The 19,846-nt window shown below is 62.2% G+C and carries 22 protein-coding genes; 8 read left to right on the top strand and 14 right to left on the bottom strand.

Annotated features, from left to right (window positions below; translation table 11 throughout):
* Positions 1–145: 145 nt before the first annotated feature.
* On the top strand, positions 146–1,255 hold the full coding sequence (locus EN885_RS28785) for a Gfo/Idh/MocA family oxidoreductase (protein ID WP_095484502.1): 1,110 nt from the start codon (positions 146–148) through the stop codon (positions 1,253–1,255).
* A gap of 213 nt (positions 1,256–1,468) precedes the next feature.
* On the opposite strand, the gene EN885_RS28780 is transcribed toward EN885_RS28785, so the two are convergent.
* The 9 genes from EN885_RS28780 to EN885_RS28740 form a co-directional block, all read right to left on the bottom strand.
* The gene (locus EN885_RS28780) at positions 1,469–2,560 is read right to left on the bottom strand and encodes a 3-deoxy-7-phosphoheptulonate synthase (protein WP_095484501.1); all 1,092 of its coding nucleotides are present in this window, start codon (positions 2,558–2,560) and stop codon (positions 1,469–1,471) included.
* Positions 2,561–3,057: 497 nt separating this feature from the next.
* Positions 3,058–3,480, bottom strand: a complete 423-nt coding sequence (locus EN885_RS28775; RefSeq protein WP_126104018.1) for a type II toxin-antitoxin system VapC family toxin — start codon at positions 3,478–3,480, stop codon at positions 3,058–3,060.
* Positions 3,477–3,743: a type II toxin-antitoxin system Phd/YefM family antitoxin gene (locus EN885_RS28770; RefSeq protein WP_126107278.1), complete on the bottom strand. Its 267-nt coding sequence runs from the start codon at positions 3,741–3,743 to the stop codon at positions 3,477–3,479. Before EN885_RS28770 ends, EN885_RS28775 begins: the two co-directional genes overlap by 4 nt.
* Positions 3,744–3,941: 198 nt before the next feature.
* Positions 3,942–4,736 (bottom strand): SDR family oxidoreductase, encoded by a 795-nt coding sequence (locus EN885_RS28765; RefSeq protein WP_095484499.1) that lies wholly within the window; start codon positions 4,734–4,736, stop codon positions 3,942–3,944.
* A 23-nt stretch (positions 4,737–4,759) separates the two neighbouring features.
* Positions 4,760–5,761, bottom strand: coding sequence for an inositol 2-dehydrogenase (gene iolG / locus EN885_RS28760; RefSeq protein ID WP_095484498.1), 1,002 nt, complete (start codon positions 5,759–5,761; stop codon positions 4,760–4,762).
* Positions 5,762–5,889: 128 nt separating this feature from the next.
* Entirely contained in the window at positions 5,890–6,657 is a 768-nt protein-coding gene (locus EN885_RS28755) for an ATP-binding cassette domain-containing protein (protein ID WP_095484497.1), read from the bottom strand.
* A gap of 2 nt (positions 6,658–6,659) precedes the next feature.
* The gene (locus tag EN885_RS28750) at positions 6,660–7,736 is read right to left on the bottom strand and encodes an ABC transporter permease (protein ID WP_095484496.1); all 1,077 of its coding nucleotides are present in this window, start codon (positions 7,734–7,736) and stop codon (positions 6,660–6,662) included.
* A gap of 176 nt (positions 7,737–7,912) precedes the next feature.
* A complete protein-coding gene (locus tag EN885_RS28745; protein WP_128243728.1) occupies positions 7,913–8,854 on the bottom strand; it encodes a sugar ABC transporter substrate-binding protein in 942 nt (313 codons plus the stop codon).
* 382 nt (positions 8,855–9,236) lie between these two features.
* Positions 9,237–10,268 carry a LacI family DNA-binding transcriptional regulator gene (locus EN885_RS28740; protein WP_127205826.1) on the bottom strand — a complete coding sequence of 344 codons (1,032 nt, stop codon included), beginning with the start codon at positions 10,266–10,268 and terminating at the stop codon, positions 9,237–9,239.
* A 176-nt stretch (positions 10,269–10,444) separates the two neighbouring features.
* On the opposite strand from EN885_RS28740, the gene EN885_RS28735 reads away from it, so the two are divergent.
* The 3 genes from EN885_RS28735 to EN885_RS28725 all read left to right on the top strand — a co-directional run bounded on the left by EN885_RS28735 (position 10,445) and on the right by EN885_RS28725 (position 13,167).
* Positions 10,445–11,554 carry a fatty acid desaturase family protein gene (locus EN885_RS28735; protein ID WP_245461524.1) on the top strand — a complete coding sequence of 370 codons (1,110 nt, stop codon included), beginning with the start codon at positions 10,445–10,447 and terminating at the stop codon, positions 11,552–11,554.
* 63 nt (positions 11,555–11,617) lie between these two features.
* Entirely contained in the window at positions 11,618–11,932 is a 315-nt protein-coding gene (locus EN885_RS28730; RefSeq protein ID WP_095485063.1) for a MocE family 2Fe-2S type ferredoxin, read from the top strand.
* Positions 11,933–11,937: 5 nt separating this feature from the next.
* The gene (locus EN885_RS28725; RefSeq protein ID WP_095484493.1) at positions 11,938–13,167 is read left to right on the top strand and encodes an FAD-dependent oxidoreductase; all 1,230 of its coding nucleotides are present in this window, start codon (positions 11,938–11,940) and stop codon (positions 13,165–13,167) included.
* 252 nt (positions 13,168–13,419) lie between these two features.
* Here EN885_RS28725 and EN885_RS28720 read toward each other — a convergent pair whose 3' ends face one another.
* The 5 genes from EN885_RS28720 to hslV form a co-directional block, all read right to left on the bottom strand.
* Entirely contained in the window at positions 13,420–14,379 is a 960-nt protein-coding gene (locus tag EN885_RS28720) for a DUF1402 family protein (RefSeq protein ID WP_128243727.1), read from the bottom strand.
* A gap of 169 nt (positions 14,380–14,548) precedes the next feature.
* Positions 14,549–15,862, bottom strand: coding sequence for an ATP-dependent protease ATPase subunit HslU (gene hslU / locus EN885_RS28715; RefSeq protein WP_095484491.1), 1,314 nt, complete (start codon positions 15,860–15,862; stop codon positions 14,549–14,551).
* Positions 15,863–15,866: 4 nt separating this feature from the next.
* Positions 15,867–16,466 carry a DUF2585 domain-containing protein gene (locus EN885_RS28710; protein ID WP_095485062.1) on the bottom strand — a complete coding sequence of 200 codons (600 nt, stop codon included), beginning with the start codon at positions 16,464–16,466 and terminating at the stop codon, positions 15,867–15,869.
* Between the two features lie 4 nt (positions 16,467–16,470).
* Positions 16,471–16,995: a GNAT family N-acetyltransferase gene (locus EN885_RS28705; protein WP_095485061.1), complete on the bottom strand. Its 525-nt coding sequence runs from the start codon at positions 16,993–16,995 to the stop codon at positions 16,471–16,473.
* A gap of 51 nt (positions 16,996–17,046) precedes the next feature.
* Complete coding sequence (gene hslV, locus EN885_RS28700; RefSeq protein WP_095484490.1) at positions 17,047–17,598, bottom strand: ATP-dependent protease subunit HslV; 552 nt, start codon at positions 17,596–17,598, stop codon at positions 17,047–17,049.
* A 222-nt stretch (positions 17,599–17,820) separates the two neighbouring features.
* Between hslV and hisB the strand changes: the two genes are divergently transcribed.
* The 4 genes from hisB to EN885_RS28680 are packed head-to-tail and all read left to right on the top strand — an operon-like array spanning position 17,821 to position 19,845.
* Positions 17,821–18,420 (top strand): imidazoleglycerol-phosphate dehydratase HisB, encoded by a 600-nt coding sequence (hisB, locus tag EN885_RS28695; RefSeq protein WP_128243726.1) that lies wholly within the window; start codon positions 17,821–17,823, stop codon positions 18,418–18,420.
* Positions 18,421–18,424: 4 nt separating this feature from the next.
* Positions 18,425–18,901, top strand: coding sequence for a DUF2628 domain-containing protein (locus tag EN885_RS28690; RefSeq protein WP_128243725.1), 477 nt, complete (start codon positions 18,425–18,427; stop codon positions 18,899–18,901).
* Between the two features lies 1 nt (position 18,902).
* Positions 18,903–19,553, top strand: coding sequence for an imidazole glycerol phosphate synthase subunit HisH (gene hisH / locus EN885_RS28685; protein ID WP_128243724.1), 651 nt, complete (start codon positions 18,903–18,905; stop codon positions 19,551–19,553).
* A gap of 1 nt (position 19,554) precedes the next feature.
* Positions 19,555–19,845, top strand: coding sequence for a DUF1330 domain-containing protein (locus EN885_RS28680; protein ID WP_128243723.1), 291 nt, complete (start codon positions 19,555–19,557; stop codon positions 19,843–19,845).
* Position 19,846 lies beyond the last annotated feature (1 nt).

Raw genomic sequence — 19,846 nt, 5'->3', positions numbered from 1 at the left:
CCGCCTAGGCCCATCAGTCGATGCTGTGTGCCCCATCATAGCGAGCCTGTGCAAGAAGGCCATAAAAAATGAGGCATGCGTTCCATTTCTGGATAAAATGGACTAATTCATCCACGCAAATCTTCCTGATAGCGGAGACAAGGGAATGGTGGGAGTCGGTCTTATCGGCACAGGCTTCATGGGCAAGTGCCACGCCATCGCCTGGAACGCGGTCGGCACTGTCTTTCCCGACGTGGCCAAACCAAGGCTGGTCCATCTCGGCGAGGTCGACGAGGACCTTGCCAAGCGCCGTGCCACCGAATTCGGCTTCGCCAAGGGTTCCGGTGACTGGCGCGCCGTCGTTAACGACCCCGAGGTCGATATCGTCTCGTTGACGACGCCAAACCAGTTCCATCCGGAAATGGCCATCGCCATCCTCGAAGCCGGCAAGCATCTATGGTGCGAAAAACCGATGGCGCCGGGCTTCGCAGAAGCCGAAGCCATGGCGGCAGCAGCGAAAAAATCCGGCAAGGTGGCAGCCCTCGGCTACAACTACATCCAGAACCCCGCGATCCGCCATATCGGTGCGCTGCTCGACGAAAAGATCATCGGCGAGGTCAACCATCTGCGCATCGAGATGGACGAGGATTTCATGGCCGATCCAGAGGCGCTGTTCTTCTGGAAGCACGAGGCGGCGTCCGGCTACGGCGTGCTCGACGATTTCGCGGTGCATCCGCTGTCGCTGGTCGCCGTGCTGTTCGGCCGCGTCGCCCGCGTCATGTGCGACATGGCAAAACCCTATGCCGATCGCCGCGTCGCTTCAGGCGGGCGCCGCACGGTCGAGACCTATGACATCGCCAGCGTGCTGATGCACCTCGAAAACGGCGTTGCCGGCACCTTGCTGGCCAACCGTTCGGCCTGGGGCCGCAAGGGCCGGATCGCCATCCAGATCTTCGGCTCGAAGGGCTCGATCCTGTACGATCAGGAGCGGATGAACGAGTTCCAGCTCTATCTCACCGCCGACCGGCCGACCGAGCAGGGTTACCGAACCATCCTGGTGGCGCCGCACCACAGACCTTACGACGCCTTCCTGCCGGCACCCGGCCACGGTCTCGGCTTCAACGATCTCAAGATCATCGAATGCCGAGAACTGCTGACCAGGCTCGCCGGCAAGCCGGCGCGCATCATCGATTTCGACGAAGGCCTGGAGATCGAGCGCACCGTGCATGCCATGGCGCGCTCGTTCGAGGAACAGCGCTGGTTGGATGTTAGGTAGCGCGGGCGTTGGCTCCCCTTCTCCCCTTCTTGTGGGAGAAGGTGGCCGAGCGAAGCTCGGTCGGATGAGGGGTGTTGGCCAGATCGCGACTTTGACGTCTTAAGAACCTAAAATCACTCGATATCTCAACGCCTCATTTCCTCCAGCACCCCTCATCCGTCTCGGTGCTGCGCACCGATCCACCTTCTCCCACAAGGGGAGAAGGGGAAAGCGTCAAGCGGCTCCCGGGCGGCTGGCGACCAGGGCGCGTCGCGCCGACCGGCGTTGCTCGACCGCGTCGGCAAGGCCGTGCAGCACCGTTTCGGTGGTTGCCCAGTCGATGCAGCCATCGGTGATGCTCTGGCCGTAGACGAGCGGCTTGCCGGGCATGACGTCCTGCCGGCCGGCAACGAGGTTGCTCTCGATCATGACGCCGATAATGCGCTCGTCGCCTGCCGCGACTTGGCCCGCCACGTCGGCCGCTACCTTCGGCTGATTCTCTGGCTTCTTGTTGCTGTTGGCGTGGCTGACATCGATCATCAGCCGGGGCGCGACGCCGATCCGGGCGAGTTCCGCACCGGCGGCGGCGACGCTTGCCGCGTCATAATTGGGCTGAATGCCGCCGCGCAGGATGACGTGGCAGTCCTCGTTGCCGGTGGTCGTCGCGATGGCGCTGCGCCCGCCCTTCGTCACCGCCAAGAAATGATGCGGCTGGGCGGCGGATTTCACCGCCTCGGCGGCGATCCGCAAATTGCCGTCGGTGCCGTTCTTGAAGCCGACCGGGCAGGACAGGCCGGATGCGAGTTCCCGATGGATCTGGCTCTCCGTCGTGCGCGCGCCGATCGCGCCCCAGGCGACGAGGTCGGCAATGTATTGCGGGGTGGCCATGTCGAGGAATTCGGTCGCCGCCGGCAGGCCAAGATTGTTGACGGCGGAGAGAACGTTGCGCGCCAGCCTCAGTCCTTTGTCGATGTTGAAGCTGCCGTCGAGGTCAGGATCGTTGATCAGGCCTTTCCAGCCGACCGTCGTGCGCGGCTTCTCGAAATAGACGCGCATCACGATCTCCAGCCGATCGGACAGGCTTTCGCGCAGCGATGCCAGGCGGCTGGCATAGTCTACGGCGGCGGCCGGGTCGTGGATCGAGCAGGGGCCGACGACGACGATCAGCCGATCGTCAGTGCCGGTCAGCACGGCGTGGATAGCGTTGCGCGACGCGGTCACGGTGCGCGTCGCCGTCAGCGTGCGCGGTATCTCCCGCATCACCTGGTCCGGCGTACTCAGTTCCCTTATTTCCTTGACCCGAAGATCATCTGTGGTGGTCAACACGGCTCTCTGCTCCTGATTGGGAGACCTGCCGGCTCAAACAAAAAAGCCGCCAGGTCTGGCGGCTGTTCGGATTTTGATGCTGCAATCTTCAGATCGAGCGCAATCCTCCCGCCGCCAGCGAGTTCCTAAAGTACCAATAGGTGGCGGTCAGGTTGATCATGGGGCTCATATAGTCGAAGCCGTGGCGATTGTCACGTGTCTGATGAGGAGGAGGTCTACTCCAGCCCATTCGCGATTGGCTGAAGCCTTCCGAACTTCGTCATCCTAGGGCGAAGCAGGAGCGAAGCTCCGTCGCGGAGACCCTGGGATCCATTCCGTGACGCTAGCCGAAGAGCGCAGCGGAGCAGAATTCTGCATCGCGGCAACGCGTTGAAGTCACGGCGTGGATCCTCGGGTCTGCGCTGCGTCGCTACGCTCCTTGCTCCGCCCGTGGATGACGAAGTGATGACGAGGACACATCGGTCGCTTTCGAGCCCCAACACGCAGTGCCGAGCGGTTCATGCAGTCCAGGGATTGAAGAGTTCAATTCCAAAGCCTTCGAAATCGTTCGTATTACGCGTTGCCAAGGTGAGCTCCTGCGCAATCGCCGTGGCTGCAATCAGGCCGTCCATCGACGACAGGCCGCGACCGCGGCGCTTCGCCAGGCCCATCAGGTCGCCCCACGCCAAGGCAATCGGTTCGTCCACCGAAAGAACCCTCTGTTCGAAGCGCTGCGGCAGGTCTTGAGCGAGCCATTGGGCCAGTGCCTCGCGTTTCCGGCTCTCATCCATGAGGGCGACGCCACGCCGGATCTCGGCGATCGACACGACGCTGATGAATGAGCGGTCCTCATCAAGCCCGTCCAGCCAGTCCAAAACGCGTGGGTCAGGCGCCGGCCTAGTCACCTCGGACAGGACATTCGTATCGAGCAGGAGCCTCACAGCGGCAGATCACGCGGTTCGTCGCGCTGACGCTCGAGGTCGAGATCGGCGCCGCGCAGCGGCGACTCCAGCAGAAACTCCGCAAGCGTACCCTTGCGCGCGGTCTTGCGCTGCCATTCCTCGGCGGAGACGACAACCACGCTTGGTTTGCCGTTTCTGGTGATCGTCTGCGGCGATGACTGGGCGCGCTCGATAACCTCCGAGAGCCGAGCTTTTGCCCCAGCGACCGTCCAGTTGGTGCCCTTTTTGGGCGCAGACAGCATTTCGTCCTCCATGACCATTCTGACCATCTTGACTATATGGGAATGATGATCCGGCGGCAACAAGGAAGGAGAGGGGTTTTTCAGCCCGAGCGCCTTGGTGAGTTTGGTCGAATCGATCACGCCGGCCGCGGGTATTCTCGGGTCATCTCGGCCGACGCGTGCCGAGCTGCTTCTGGACGTGAGGCTACTCGGCTGATCCTATTCCGGCGACGATCCCGCAATATTCTGGTCATAGTCGACCAGCGACCCGGTCATGACGCCCGACTGCGGGCTGACCATATAGCTGATCAGCCGGGCAAGCTGGTCCGGCTTCACCAATTGGCCCATCGGCTGCGCCGCCTCGGCCTTTTCCAGCCAGTTATCAGGCGCATCGTGCCATTTCTTCTGCACGATCGCCTCGCCCTCGGTGTCCATCCAGCCGGGCAGCACGGCGTTGCAACGGATGCGGTTGCTGCGGTACGCGTTGGCGACATTCTTGGTCAGCGTCGCCAGTGCGCCCTTGCTCGACGAATAGGGCGCCAGGAACGATTGCCCGCAATGCGCCGACATCGACAGCACATTGACGATCGAGCCTGGCGCCTTGCGGGCGAGCAGCTGCGCCACCACGCCCTGCATCAGGAAGAAGGGGCCGCGCACATTGGTCTGGAAAATCTGGTCGAAAAGCTCTTCACTCGTCTCGACCAGTGAACCGCGCGCCGAGGTGGCGGCGGCATTGACCAGCGCGTTGACGCTGCCGAAATGGCCGATCGCCGTTTCGACCGCGCGCTTGCAGTCGGCCACTTTGGAAACATCGGCGCTGATGAAGATGGCGTCGACGCCCGACTTCTTGAGGATGGCGACGGCCTTGTCGCCCTTCTCCTGCGAGCGGCCGACCAGCGCCAGCGCCCGGCAGCCCTCATCAGCCAGCGCCTCAGCGACGGCGAAGCCAATGCCTTGCGCACCGCCGGTGACGATGGCGCGTGTTTCTGAATTGCGACCGGCGGAACCGTTCATCGCCTTGCTCCTGTGCTTGATAGTCAGACTGTCTTGTCGAGGCGAACGGTCTTGCCTTCCTTCGCCGATTTCAGCGCCGCGTCCGCCAGCCTCAGCGCGACGAGCCCGTCCTTGCCGCTCGGCGCCGCCTTCTTGCCTGATGTCGCCGCCGCGATGAAGGCAGCGATCTCGTTGGCATAGGCGTCGAGGTAGCGGGTCATGAAGAAGTCGTGCAGCGGCGGGCGCGTATAGCCCTTTTCATTGGCCAGTTCGATCGACACCGGCCGCTGGTTCTCGGCCGCAATCATGCCTTTCGAGCCATGCACCTCGATGCGCTGGTCGTAGCCATAGGTGGCGCGGCGCGAATTGGAGATGATGCACTGCTTGCCGGAAGAGGTTTCGAGGATGACGCTGACGCTGTCGAAGTCGCCGGCCTCGCCGATTTGTCTGTCGACCAGCACCGAGGCATGGGCGCTGACGGCCACCGGCTCCTCGCCGAGCAGGAAGCGCGCCATGTCGAAATCATGGATGGTCATGTCGCGGAAGATGCCGCCCGAGCGGCCGATATAATCGAGTGGCGGCGGGCCGGGATCGCGCGACGTGATAGTCACCATCTCGACCGTGCCGATGGCGCCGTCGTCGATCGCCTTGCGCACGGCGGCGAAATGCGGATCGAAGCGGCGATTGAAGCCAACCATCAAAGTGGCTCCGGCCTTGTCGACCACTTCAAGGCATTCTTCCACTCTGCCGGCGTCGAGGTCGATCGGCTTCTCGCAGAAGATCGCCTTGCCGGCCTTGGCGAACCGCTCGATCAAGTCGGCATGGGTGTCGGTCGGCGTGCAGATGATGACTGCGTCGATATCTCCGGCTTTTTCGATGGCCTCGATGGTTCGTACTTCGGCGCCATAGGCCGACGCCAGATCCGTCGCCGCCTTCTCGAAGGCATCGGCAACTGCCACCAGCCTGGCCTGCGGATTGGAACCAACGGCACGGGCGTGGACCTTGCCGATGCGGCCGGCACCGAGAAGAGCGAAGCGGAGAGACATGGGAATTTCCTTTGAGGATTGTTCGAAAATGGAAGTGCGTCTTTCCTGCACCGTTCAGCGCGAGGCGCAGTAGATTTTCTTATCGCGGCAGATCGGCGACGGGTCGATGACCCGCGCCGGCATTGGCCCTAGGCCGCAAGTTCCGCCTCCCCGGTCTTGGCGCCGGTGATATATGAGACGATATCGTTGCCGTCGGTGTCCTGCTTGCGCAAATTGGCGACGATGCGGCCGCGCCGGAAGACAACGATGCGGTCGCAAAGGTCGAACACCTGGCGCATGTTGTGGCTGATCAGGATCAACGGCTCGCCATTGGCTTTCAGCGTGCGGATGATGTTTTCGACCTGCATCGTCTCCTGCACGCCAAGTGCTGCCGTCGGCTCATCCATGATGATGAGCTTGGACGCAAAGGTCGCGGTTCTGGCGATCGCCACGCACTGGCGCTGGCCGCCCGACATGTGGCGGATGGTGTTGTTGAGATTGGGAATCTTGACCGCCGTGCGGATCAACGCCGCCTCGGTCGCCTTGCGCATGAACTTGCGATCGAGGATCGAGAAAGGCCCGAGATTGAAAAGCACCTTCTCGCGGCCGAGAAACAGGTTCGACGGCACGTCGAGATCGTCGGCAAGCGCCAGGTTCTGGAACACCGTTTCGATGCCCGCCTCGCGCGCCGCGATCGGGCCGGCGAAGTTCACTTCCTTGCCATCGAACCAGACCTTGCCGCTGGTGCGCTGCTCGACGGCGGTGATCTGGCGCACGAAGGTCGACTTGCCGGCGCCGTTGTCACCCATGATGGCGACATGCTCGCCCTTGCGCAGCTCGAAGTTCGCGCTTTCGAGCGCATGCACGCCGCCATAGTATTTGGTCAGGTTTTCGGTCTTCAGGACGATGTCTGACATGATCAAGCCCTCATTGCCCGCAGGCGCTGGCGCCACTGGTCGAGAACGACTGCGCCGATGATGATCACGCCCTTGACCATCTCCTGGTAGTAGGCGTCGAGGCGCAGGAAGGTGAAGCCGGAGATGATGACGCCGAAGATCAGCGCACCGATCACCGTTCCGATGATCGAGCCGCGGCCGCCCGACAGCGAGACGCCGCCGATGACCGCCATGGCGATGGCGTCCAACTCGTACATCACACCCATGCCGGCCTGAGCGGTGAGGTTCTTGGAGCTCAGCACCACGGCGGCGAGCGAGGCGAGGATGCCGGCAATGACGAAGACGAGGATCTTGTGGTTCTGGACATTTATGCCGGACATCCGGGCGGCGTCCTCGTTGGAGCCGATGGCATAACAGTGCTTGCCGTACCTGGTGTATGACAGGATCAGCTGGAACAGAATCGCCAGCGATATGAAGATGATGACCGGCATCAACCCCTTGCCGATGGCGGCGAAACTCTCGGTGGGAAACGAGATCGGCTGCCCCTTGGACCACCATTTGGCGATGCCGCGCGCGGTGACCATCATGCCGAGCGTGGCGATGAACGGCGGAATGCGCGTGTAGGCGATCAACGAGCCGTTGACCAAGCCCGCCAGCAGGCCGCAGCCGATCGCGACCAGCACCGGCACGATCACCGGCAGGTCGGTCCAGCCTTGCGCGAGGAACACCGCCTTGGGGTTAGGGTTGCCGTTGACCGTCGCTACCTGGGCGAAACTCATGGCGATCATCGCCGTGGCGCCGACGATCGAACCAGAGGAAAGGTCGATGCCGCCGGAAATGATCACCTGCGTCACGCCGATGGCGATGATGCCGACGATCGACACCTGCAGGATGATGATCTGCAGGCGCGCCTCGTTGAAGATCGTATCGACATTGGCGCGGGTGTTGAACAGAAAGCTGTCGCCAAGAAAGACACGGCCTATCAGCTCGAAGGCGCCGACGAGGATGATGAGCGCCAGGAAAACGTTGAATTCGGCAGGCCATGTGCGCTTCTTCGCATCATAGCTGAGTCCGCCGACGCCATGGGTTGTCTGTGCCAAATCTTGCTTCCTCCGTCAGCAGTCGCCCTCCCGCCGCCTGTCTACGGCGATGAGGGAAAGAGGAGCGGCGCCGTCCCTTTGTTTTGAGCTCCCGATGCTCTTGTTTCGAACATCGGATTTCCCAAAACGGTCCGATGCTCTGACGCGCCGCTCCCTATCGAAACGATCCCGCAGCCTCAGTTCTTCTTAAGGAACTTGTCGATGTTCGCCGGCGTGACCAGTTGGAAGGGTATGTAGACCTTCTGTTCGACCGCCTCGCCCTTGGAAAGCTTGAGCGCGGCGTTCAGCGCCCCGGCGCCCTGGCCGGCCGCGTCCTGGAACACGGTCGCGTCGAGGTCGCCCGCCTGCATCGCGGCAAGCGCGTCCTGGGTGGCGTCCACGCCGCCGACGACAACCGACTTCATGTCGACGTTGGCAGCCTTCATGGCCTGGATCGCACCGATGGCGCTTTCGTCATTGTTGGCGATCACGCCATCGAACGGCGTGCCGGTCGACAGCCAGTTGGTCATCAGGTTCTGCGCTTCCTCGCGTTTCCAGTTCGATGTCTGCTTGTCGATGATCTTGATGAAGCTGCATTCCGGAGTGGCGATCACATCGTCAATATCCTTGGTGCGCTGCACCGCCGCCTGGTTCGACAGCTCGCCCATGATCACATAGACATTGGCCTCGGTCTTGCCGGCCTCCTTGAACAGGCGGCAGACTTCCTGGGTTTCGAGAGTGCCGGACTCAACCTCGTTCGAGGCGACGAAGGCCTGGTTGTCCGGCAGCGTGTCGACGTTGACCGGCTCGCGGTTGACATAGACCAGCGGAACCTTGGCCGCAGCGGCGGCGTCCGACATCGCCTGGGTGGCCGAGGTGTCGACCGGATTGACGATGATCGCGTCGACGCCCGAGGCGACGAAATTCTTGATCTGGTCGAGCTGCTTGGCGACGTCGTTCTGCGCGTCCTCGACCTGCAGTTCTACGCCTTCCATGCCCTTGGCCTGCTCGATCATGCCGTTGCGCAGCACGGTGAGAAAATTGTCGTCGAACAGCGCCATAGACACGCCGATCTTGGCAGCGAGGGCGGACGAACTCATCAGCGCCGAAAACACGACGCCCAAAAGCAGTTTCTTCATTTTATTCTCTCCTCCACAGAATTGGTGTCCGGCTGCACCGATCTACCCGGAATCCCCGATCTCCCAGGGAATCTCTCCCGATTGCCATCTCCGTTCCCGATGGCGATTTCCGCGTTGACTGGAACGCCAAGACCTCTGCTTGAAACAGATGTTCCGGAACGAAAGAACCAAAATACCTATCTAGTGAAATATTTATTCCATTCCGCCGGCGGGCGTCAAGGAGATTCCGAAATCGGATGGCGGATTTTCGGATAACGCCGCTGAGGGCCGGCAAACCTTCTGCAAGAATCCATCAGGCTGATGGTTCACATCATTGCCGATGCATCGTGGTGCCCGATCTGAAGCTGGATGCATTGGCTGAGCCCAGATGTTTTGCCCGAACCTAGATGTTTTCCGGCAGATAGATGTCGAAGGGCAGGAAGGTCTGGCCGGGCGCGTTGGCAGCGCCTGCCTCGATGGCATGCGCCATCAGATCGACAAGCTCGCGGCATAGTGCTGCCAGCGGCGTCGAAATCACCATGGTCAGGATGTTGTCGGCGAGCGCCGCGCGCGACTCGGCGTTGATCTCATTGCAAACGACCACCGGCATATTTACGGGCCTCGCTGCCCTGAGCGCGGAAACCGCGCCTTCCATGCCGCCGCCGGCGACGTAGCAGCCGGCAAGATCTGGGTACCGCGCCAGAAGATCGATCATCGCATCATGGGTCACCTGGTTGGCCTCCAGGTTGACCAGCGTCTCCAGCACCGTGAATTCCGGCGCATGCTCGCGGAAGAATGATCTGAAGCCGATCTCGCGCAGCTCATGACCATGGAAGCGATGACTGCCGACAAAAAGCGCGACCTTGCCGGGCTTCCTCGCCGCCCTGGCGATCATCCAGGCCGCGGTGCGGCCGACCTTGCGGTTGTCGAGGCCGACATAGCCCTCGCGGATGCCGGCGGCAAAGTCGGACAGCAGCGAGAAGACGGGTTGCCCTCTCGCCTTCAGCGCCTCGACGGCTGCCGTCAGCGTCGGATGATCCGGACCGACAAGGGCGACAGCCCTGGATTTCGCCGCCAGCTTGCGCATCTGGGCAGTGATCTCGCCGGGCGCCAGCGAACCGGCGAAGTCGATGGTTGCCACGCCGCGGAAGCGCTGCGATTGCGACACCGCCAGTTCGAGCTCCCGCGCGAAATCGCTGTAGAAAACATCATTGCCCCTCAGCAGCAGAAAGCCGAGCCGATATTCCGGCAGTTCCTGGCGCATCCGCTGCTTGATCAGTCCGGCAGCGTGATAGCCGATATCGGTCGCCGCCTCATAGACACGGCGCGCGGTTTCCTCGCGCACCGGCAGGCGATTGTTCAGCACCCGGTCGACGGTGGCGACGCTGACGCCGGAGGCGCGCGCCAGATCGGTGATGGTCGGCCGTTTTGCCATGGCTGTCTCTCTCCGCTTGCCAAAGCAATTTATATCATTCTGATGGGAAATGATAGAAACTATCTTTGTGATATTGAGCCTATCATGGCTTGGCGCTATTCCTAGCCTACGACGTTTGCGACCGCGGCCCGGTCATTGACCGGGGCGGATCGCAGGGCGCTGGTGGAGGCACTCCCATGGACGCAACGATGGACGCAGCACCGTCCCGGCGCGACTACAGCCTGATCGGCCGCGACGCCAAGCTCGCCGTCGAGACCGGGCTGGCGGCGGCCGAGTGGTATCACACCGACGTGCCGCGCAAGCAGATGAAGGCGCTGATGCAGCGCTCCGACGGCCCGGCGATCCGCGACACCATCATCTGGCTCGGCGCCTTGATCCTGAGCGGCGCAGGCGGCGCCTGGTTCTGGGGCACGTGGTGGTGCGTCCCGTTCTTCTTCGTCTATGGCGTGCTTTACGGCTCTTCCACCGATTCACGCTGGCACGAATGCGGTCATGGCACCGCGTTCAGGACGCAGTGGATGAATGATGTGATCTACCAGCTCGCCTGCTTCATGATCATGCGCAACCCGGTGACCTGGCGCTGGAGCCATACGCGGCATCACACCGATACGATCATCGTCGGTCGCGATCCGGAGATCGCGGTGATGCGCCCGCCGGATCTGTTGCGCGTCGTGCTCAATTTCTTCGGCATTCTCGATGCCTGGCATGCCATGAGCGACATGCTGCGCAATGCGGCCGGCATCGTCAGCCCGGCGGAAAAAACCTTCATTCCCGAGCAGGAGCAGCCAAAGGCGATCCGCATTGCCCGCATCTGGGCGGCAATCTATGCCGCGACCATCGCGCTGGCACTTTATAGCGGCTCGTTCCTGCCCCTGATGCTGGTCGGGCTGCCCAGGCTTTACGGCGCCTGGCATCATGTCATGACGGGCCTGCTGCAGCATGGCGGCCTCGCCGAAAATGTCATCGACCATCGCCTCAACAGCCGCACCGTCTACATGAACCCGATCAGCCGCTTCATCTACTGGAACATGAACTATCATGTGGAGCACCACATGTTCCCGATGGTGCCCTATCACGCGCTGCCAAGGCTGCACGAGATGATCAAGCACGACCTGCCGGCGCCGACGCCGTCGATCCTGGCCGGCTATCGCGAGATGGTGCCTGCCTTCCTGCGCCAGCTGCGCAATGAAGATTATTTCCTCAAGCGCGAACTGCCGCCGACCGCGAAGCCCTATCGCGAGGAACTCCACAACGATAACGATGCCGTCGCGGCAGCAGCGGAATGATATGCGCCCATGCCAGGCAACATGCCGGGCAAGTTGACCAAGCAAAAAACGCCGGGAGGACTGATGAGCGACTGGGTCGAGGCCTGTGATGCCGAAGACATCGACGAAGAGGACGTGATGCGGTTCGACCATGAAGGCCGCACCTTCGCCATCTATCGCAGCCCCGACGACGAATATTTCGCGACGGACGGTCTTTGCACGCATGAGAAGGTGCACCTGGCCGACGGGCTGGTGATGGACGACATCATCGAATGCCCGAAGCACAATGGCCGCTTCAACTACAAGACCGGTGCGGCCAGGGGCGCGCCAGTCTGCGTCAATCTCAGGACATATCCGGTCAAGCTCGACGCCGGTAAAATCCTCATTCAGATCGGGTGACGGTGATGACGAACGGGATGGTCATCATCGGTGCCGGTGAATGCGGCGGGCGGGCTGCCTTGGCGCTGCGCGATCTCGGCTATGACGGGCCGGTGACGCTGGTCGGCGACGAGCCGCATCTGCCCTATGAGCGGCCGCCGCTGTCGAAAGAAGCGATGGCTAGCGATGCGCCCGTGATCAAGGCGATCGCCAGCGATGAAATCCTGGCCGAGAGGTCGATCCGGCATATCCATTCGGTTCAGGCGGTGGCGATCGATCGCGCCGCGCATCTCGTGCGCCTGTCGGACGGCTCGGACCTGCCTTACGACAAGCTTTTGCTGGCAACCGGGTCAACCCCGCGCAAGCTGCCAATGCCCGGCCTCGGCCCGCGCTGCGTCTATCTCCGGACCTTCAACGATGCGTTGGCGATTCGCGCTCATCTCAGCGCCAGAAATCGCATCGCCATCGTCGGCGGCGGCTTCATCGGTCTTGAACTCGCCGCAGCGGCGCGCAGGTTGGGAGCCGCGGTCACCGTCATCGAGGCGCAACCGCGCATCCTGATGCGCGGCGTGCCGGCCGAGATCGCCAAAGTCATCCACGAGGCGCATGAAGCCGAAGGCGTGAAAATCCTGTGCGGCGACGGCATCGCCGCGATCGCCGACGATGGCGCCGAGGTGCGCATCGCGCTTGCCGGCGGACTGGACATCGTCGCCGATCTCGCCGTGATCGGCATCGGCGCAGTGCCGGTGATCGGGCTCGCCGCGGAAGCCGGGCTGACGATCGACAACGGCATAGCAGTCGATGCCGGGCTTCGCACTGGCGATCCGGCCATCTTCGCCGCCGGCGATTGCTGCTCGTTTCCGCTTGCCGTCTATGGCGGCCGGCGCGTGCGACTGGAAGCTTGGCGCAACGCGCAGGAGCAGGGCGCGCTTGCGGCCAGGAACATGCTTGGCGCCGGCGAAAGCCACGCGGCGGTGCCATGGTTCTGGTCGGATCAATACGGCCTGACCTTGCAGATATCCGGCCTGTCGGACGAGGGCCGCAGCACTGTGCGCCGCGACCTCGACGATGGCGCCTTCATCCTGTTCCACCTCGCCGAGGACGGCAGGCTCGTTGCGGCGAGCGGCATCGGCCCGGGCAACACGGTCGCCCGCGACATCAGGCTGGCCGAGATGCTGATCGCGAAAAGGGCCAAGCCGGCGCCGGAAGCGCTCGGCTCGCAGACGGTCAAGCTGAAGTCTCTGCTGGCGGCGTGAGCCGTGGCGCCGATTGCCTAAAGCCGGCGCCGCCCCTCATCTGCCTGCCGGCATCTTCTCCCCGTATAGTGACCCACTGTCGCTTAGGATTTCGCCAATCGCCAGCGCCGCAGAACGGGCGTTGCAGCCGATGCCAGCGTTCTTTCTCCCCCGTCACTATACGGGGAGAAATGCCGGCAGGGCAAGGAGGGCAGCGCAAACGCCCGAAAGGGGCGACTTCGATCCGGCTGAAAATCCGAATCTCAACACGTTCTAAAACAGCGCCTTCAGCTCCGGCAATTTGTCGTTGACCAGCCAGCCATAGTAATTTTCCTCGGGCAGCTTCTCCGGTTCGCCCGCGGCACGGCGCTTGTCGTTCTCGGCCTTCAGCGCATAGGCGCGCTGTTCCGGATTGCCGACATTGTAGAGCGTCGATGTGATCCCGGGGTTGTCCGATATGTCGAAGCCGGCAATGTTCTGGTAGGCATCGATCGATCTCCGGATCGTCGCCGCGACATAAGACAAGGTGAGGTCCGGATCCATGATGGTCTTGTAGACCCCGTTCGGATCGCCGACGTCGAGCTTCGGCAGGCCGGAAACCTGGTGCACGAGATCGCTCATCTGCAACGCCGTCAGCGGATTGAGTTGCCCAAGACCGAAGGTCTGGCCGGCATAATAGGGCTGGAAGAAAGTGGCGCCGAAGCGGTCATTGGGAAAGCTTGTCCCCCCGACATTCTTGCCGCGAAAGGACTGGTTCCACACCTGCTCGCGGCACGCCCACAGCGCGTAACTGTCCGATTCGCCGGCGCATTTGGCAAATTGCGGCCGTTGCACGAAATCGGTGATGTCCTCGCCTTCATAGGCGAAGGACAGCTTGCTCGACAGATAGGAGATCGCCTTGACGTAGTAGGTCTGCAGCCGGTCGTAGGCGTCGACATTGTAGGTGTGCTCGCCGACGATGGCGCCGACGATGTGCATCGGATCGATGCCATAGGTCGCCGCCGCTTGGCTGATCTTGCCGCGAAGATCGGCGTCGTTCTGCAGCAGCGCATAGACCTTGCGGTATTTTGCCTGGAAAGTGGTGTTGGTGGCCTGGGTGCGCCGGCTCGAGGCGCCCGGTATGTTGGGCTGCTCGGCATGACTGTTGCCCGGCGGCACCATCGTCGCCGCTTGCGCAGCGAACATGGCTGTCGCCAGCGTCAGCCCGAGAATGACGAGGATCAGTTTTTTCATGCGCCGCCGCCTGTAATAGTCGCCGGGCAAACTAGGTAAAGCCCCAGGTCGAGTCGAGAGCCCTTCGACAACTGAGACAAAAGGTGGCCAGATGCTTCCATTTGGCCACACACTGCGGAATGTCCGGAAATCGCCCGTCGCCCGGGCACCGGGCTTGGCCGGCGCCGTCTTACAGGATGAAACGCGACAAATCCGTGTTTCTGGACAGGTCGCCGACATGCTTTTGCACATAGGCGGCGTCGATGGTCACCGACGTGCCGTGGCGATCCGGCGCGTCATAGGAGATCTCGTCCAGCACCCGCTCCATCACCGTCTGCAGCCGCCTGGCGCCGATGTTCTCGACGCTGGCGTTGAGATCGACGGCAATGCCGGCCAGCGAATCGATGGCGTCGTCGGTGAAGACGAGGTCGACGCCCTCGGTCTTCATCAGCGCGATATACTGCTTGATCAGGCTGGCCTCGGTCTCAGTCAGGATGCGGACGAAATCGTCCTTCTCCAGCGCCCGCAGCTCGACGCGGATCGGCAGACGGCCCTGCAGTTCCGGCAGCAGGTCGGACGGCTTGGCGACGTGGAACGCACCCGATGCGATGAACAGGATGTGGTCCGTCTTCACCGGTCCGTATTTGGTCGCGACCGTTGTGCCTTCGACAAGCGGCAGCAGGTCGCGCTGCACGCCTTCGCGGGAAACACCGGCGCCCATGCCGCCCTCGCGCGAGGCGATCTTGTCGATCTCGTCGAGGAAGACGATGCCGTCGTTTTCGGTCGATTCAAGCGCTCTGCGCACCACCTCATCCTGGTCGAGCAGCTTGTCGGACTCGTCGCCGACCAGCAGCGTGTAGGATTCCTTCACCGTCGTCTTGCGCGTCTTGGTCTTCTGGCCGCCCATCGCTTTCGACAGCATGTCGTTGATGTTCAACACGCCGATATTGGCGCCCGGCATGCCGGGGATCTCGAAGCCGGGCATGCCGCCCGTGCCGGTGTCGGCCACTTCGATCTCGATCTCCTTGTCGTCGAGCTCGCCGTCGCGCAGCTTCTTGCGGAAACTGTCGCGCGTGGCCGGGCTCGCCGTCTTGCCGACGAGCGCTTCCAGCACGCGTTCCTCGGCATTGATATGGGCGCGCGCCTTGACATCCTCGCGCATCTTCTCGCGCACCAGCCCGATGGCGATCTCGACCAGGTCGCGAATGATCTGCTCGACGTCGCGGCCGACATAGCCGACCTCGGTGAACTTGGTCGCCTCGACCTTGACGAACGGCGCACCGGCAAGGCGTGCCAGGCGGCGCGAGATCTCGGTCTTGCCGACGCCGGTCGGGCCGATCATCAGGATGTTCTTGGGCATCACCTCTTCACGCATCTGGCCTTCGAGCTGCTGGCGGCGCCAGCGGTTGCGCAAGGCGATGGCCACGGCGCGCTTGGCGTCCTTCTGGCCGATGATGAAGCGATCGAGTTCCGAAACGATTTCGCGGGGCGAGAATGTGCTCATATCACTAAATTCCACTTTGCCACTGCCGGATGGACTCGAACGGATGCAGCAGCATGATCACGTTGAGTGTCAGATTGTCCCTGATGATGTAGCCGACACCGAATTCGAAGATGAGAGCGAGGGTCACGATCACCCATATAGGAAGCCTCCGCGCCATCACAAATCCCACCACCATCGCCAGCGTGTCTGCCACCGAATTGATGATGCTGTCGCCATAGTAATCCAGGGAAATTGTGCCGGCGCGATAGCGCTCGATGATCAAAGGGCTGTTCTCGAGAAGTTCCCAACCGCCCTCTATGACGACCGCAAATGCCAGCCTGAGCCCGATCGGCGAGCGCGGGAACAGAGCCCACGCCAGCGCGTAGAACAGGAAGCCATGGATGATGTGCGAGAATGTGTACCAGTCGGAAATATGCTGGGAATTCTCCGAGCTCTGCACGATGCCGTGCCATAGCTTGACATAGCCGCATGTGCAGATTGGCGTTCGGCCCATGCCGTAAAGGGCTCCGGCCTGGAATATGATCAGGCCGAGGACGAGCAGAAGTCCCATCCGCCAGCTGTCTTCGTAGGCCGAGACGGATTTGTCGGCGCCGGTTGTGCTCATGCTGTTACTGCCCCTCTTCGGCGTCGCCCACTTCGACATCAATCGCCATCAGCAAAACGTCGCCATATTCCGATTGCCTTCGATCGATAGCTCTGAAACCGGCCTTTTCATAGGCGCGGATGGCTCGTCCGTTGGCCGGATCCGGGTCGATGATGACACGCGGCGCCCCTTCCTCGAACAGCTGTTCCACGAACTGCCGCACAATTGCCGAGCCGTGGCCGTGTCCGACAAGCTCAGGCCTGCCGATCGACAGATCGATGCCGAGCGTGCCGAACGGCTGGTCGCTATAGGGATGGCCGTCCTCCAGATGCGGGTCGTAGCTCTGCATGTAGCCGATCGGCTCGCCGTCGAGCTCGATGATCAGCGGTTCGACGGAAATCGAGTCGATATGCTCGCGGATCTGCGCGATCTCCGTCTCGGGATCATCCCACCACTCGGCGACATGCGGCTCGGCCAACCATGCCGCGATCATCGGCAAGTCCGCCTCGGTCACCGGCCGAAAATCATATCTATTCTCTTGTTTGGCCATGATTTCCGCCGAAAACCGGTTTCCACTTTTCGGGATCATGGCACGGCCTGCTCAGCCGGCATCGAGTGTTTCGATGACGAAATTGTTGTTGGTGTAGACGCAAATGTCGGATGCGATCTGCATCGCCTTGCGGGCGATCTCCTCGGCATCCTTGTCGCTGTCCATCAGCGCGCGCGCCGCGGCCAGCGCGTAGTTGCCGCCCGAACCGATCGCCATGACGCCATGTTCGGGTTCGAGCACGTCGCCGGTGCCGGTCAGCGCCAGCGAGACCGACTTGTCGGCGACCAGCATCATCGCTTCCAGCCGGCGCAGATAGCGGTCGGTGCGCCAGTCCTTGGCGAGTTCGACGCATGCCCGCGTCAATTGCTCCGGATATTGTTCGAGCTTGGCCTCGAGTCGCTCCAGAAGGGTGAAGGCATCGGCGGTGGCGCCGGCGAAACCGGCAATGACATTGCCGCTTTTGCCGATGCGGCGCACCTTCTTGGCGTTGCCCTTCATGATGGTCTGGCCGAGACTGACCTGGCCGTCGCCGGCGATGACCACCTTGCCGCCCTTGCGCACCGTCACGATGGTCGTGGCGTGCATGGTCAGTTTATCAGACATTTTCTGCTCCGATCAGCACCGATCCCGAAGGCAATTGGTGCGTTACGAGTGACTTGATCGGCCATATGTATGCATAGGTCCGATGATTGCAAACCGGTCATCTGCCAGGCTCGATATCCCCTGGCATGGCAACTGGCAATCGCCGGATCATGCTGCTAGAAGGCTCTCGTTTTCAAGCATGTGGACGCTTGGAACGTCTGAACTCTGGACAAGGATGAGGTCATGCCGCCCCGTTCCGCCAACGCAAGCCGCAAGACTGGGGAAACCGACATCTCGGTATCGGTCCAGGTCGACGGCTCGGGAAAATCCGATATTTCGACGGGCGTCGGCTTCTTCGACCATATGCTGGACCAGCTGTCGCGTCATTCGCTGATCGACATGACGGTCAAGGCCAAGGGCGATCTGCACATAGACGACCACCACACGGTCGAGGACACCGGCATCGCGCTCGGCCAGGCTCTGGCCAAGGCGCTGGGCGAGCGGCGCGGCATCATGCGCTATGCCTCGATCGATCTCGCCATGGACGAGACGCTGACGCGTGCGGCGATCGACGTCTCCGGCCGTCCTTTCCTTGTCTGGAACGTTGTGTTCTCGTCGCCAAAGATCGGCACGTTCGACACCGAACTGGTGCGCGAATTCTTCCAGGCCCTGGCGCAGAATGCCGGGATCACGCTGCATGTGACCAACCACTACGGCGCCAACAATCACCACATTGCCGAGACCTGCTTCAAGGCTGTGGCGCGTGCGCTGCGTTTCGCGCTTGAAAGCGACCCGCGCCAGCCGGATGCGGTTCCCTCCACCAAGGGATCTCTGAAGGGATAGCCTTATGGCCATCTATGTCGTTATGGAGCCGCCCGGCCGCAGCGAAAAGTCTGATATGACGGTCTTTGTCAGGGATGGTTTTTCCTTGGTCGGCTTTCTCGTGCCGCCGCTGTGGCTGCTCTGGCACCGGTTGTGGATCGAGGCAGCCTTGGCCTTTGTCGCCATGGCTCTCCTTTCGATGCTTGCGGAAGGATTGAGCCTGGGGCTGGCGGGTCCGCTGCTGTCGCTGCTTGTATCGCTCTATGTCGGGCTGGAAGGGCAGGCCTTGCGGATTGCCGCACTGCGCCGCCGTGGCTGGCATGAATGGGGTGTCGTCGAGGCCGACGGGCTCGATGATGCCGATACGCGCTATGTGCTGGAAGTCGAAGCGCATTCGGATGAGCAAGCGCCCGCGCAACGCATCGTTCCCGACGCCGCCCATGCCCGGCCAGCACATATGGGCATAGCGCTAGGGCTGAACCACACGCCGGGAAGACCCTGACATGCGGGTCGCGATCATCGACTACGGTTCGGGCAATTTGCGCTCGGCCACCAAAGCCTTCGAGCGCGCCGCGCACGAAGCCGGCATCGCCGCCGCCATCGACCTGACCGCCGATGCCGAGCGTGTCAGAACCGCCGACCGCATCGTCCTGCCCGGCGTCGGCGCCTACGCCGATTGCGCGGCCGGGCTGCGCGCTGTGGCCGGCATGTGGGAAGCGGTCGAGGAGGTCGCGATCGTCAAGGGGCGGCCGTTCCTCGGCATCTGCGTCGGCATGCAGCTGATGTCGGAGCGGGGCCTGGAAAAGACCGTTACAAAAGGCTTTGGCTGGATCGCCGGCGACGTCAAGGAGATCACCCCGGCCGATCCTGCGCTGAAGATCCCGCAGATCGGCTGGAACACCATCGAGCTCACGCACAAGCATCCGCTGTTTTCCGGCATTCCAACCGGCGCCAAGGGACTGCACGCCTATTTCGTTCATTCCTATCATCTTGACGCCAGGAAAGCGGACGACGTGCTGGCGATTGCCGACTATGGTGGTCCGGTTACGGCCGCTGTCATCAGCGACAATCTCGCCGGCACGCAGTTCCATCCCGAAAAGAGCCAGGCGCTTGGCCTGGCGCTGATCACCAATTTCCTGCGCTGGAGGCCCTGATATGAGCAAAAAAGGCTACTGGATGGCGATGGTCGATGTCCGCGATCCCGAGGTCTACAAGCAATATATCGAGGCGAACGCCGCGGCTTTTGCGAAATATGGTGCGAAGTTTCCCGTGCGGGCCGGGCGTCACGCGAACCCGGAAGGGCCGACAGGCAACCGTCATGTCCTGGTGGAGTTCGAGTCCTACGACAAGGCGATAGAATGCTACGAGTCGCCTGAATACCGGGCAGCCCTGAAGTACAGGCTTGCCGCCTCGACCGGTCACTTCGTCATTGTCGAAGGCGCCTGAA

Source organism: Mesorhizobium sp. M6A.T.Cr.TU.014.01.1.1 (assembly GCF_004022765.1).
Lineage (GTDB): Bacteria > Pseudomonadota > Alphaproteobacteria > Rhizobiales > Rhizobiaceae > Mesorhizobium > Mesorhizobium mediterraneum.
This window is presented reverse-complemented; position numbering and strand designations above follow the sequence as displayed.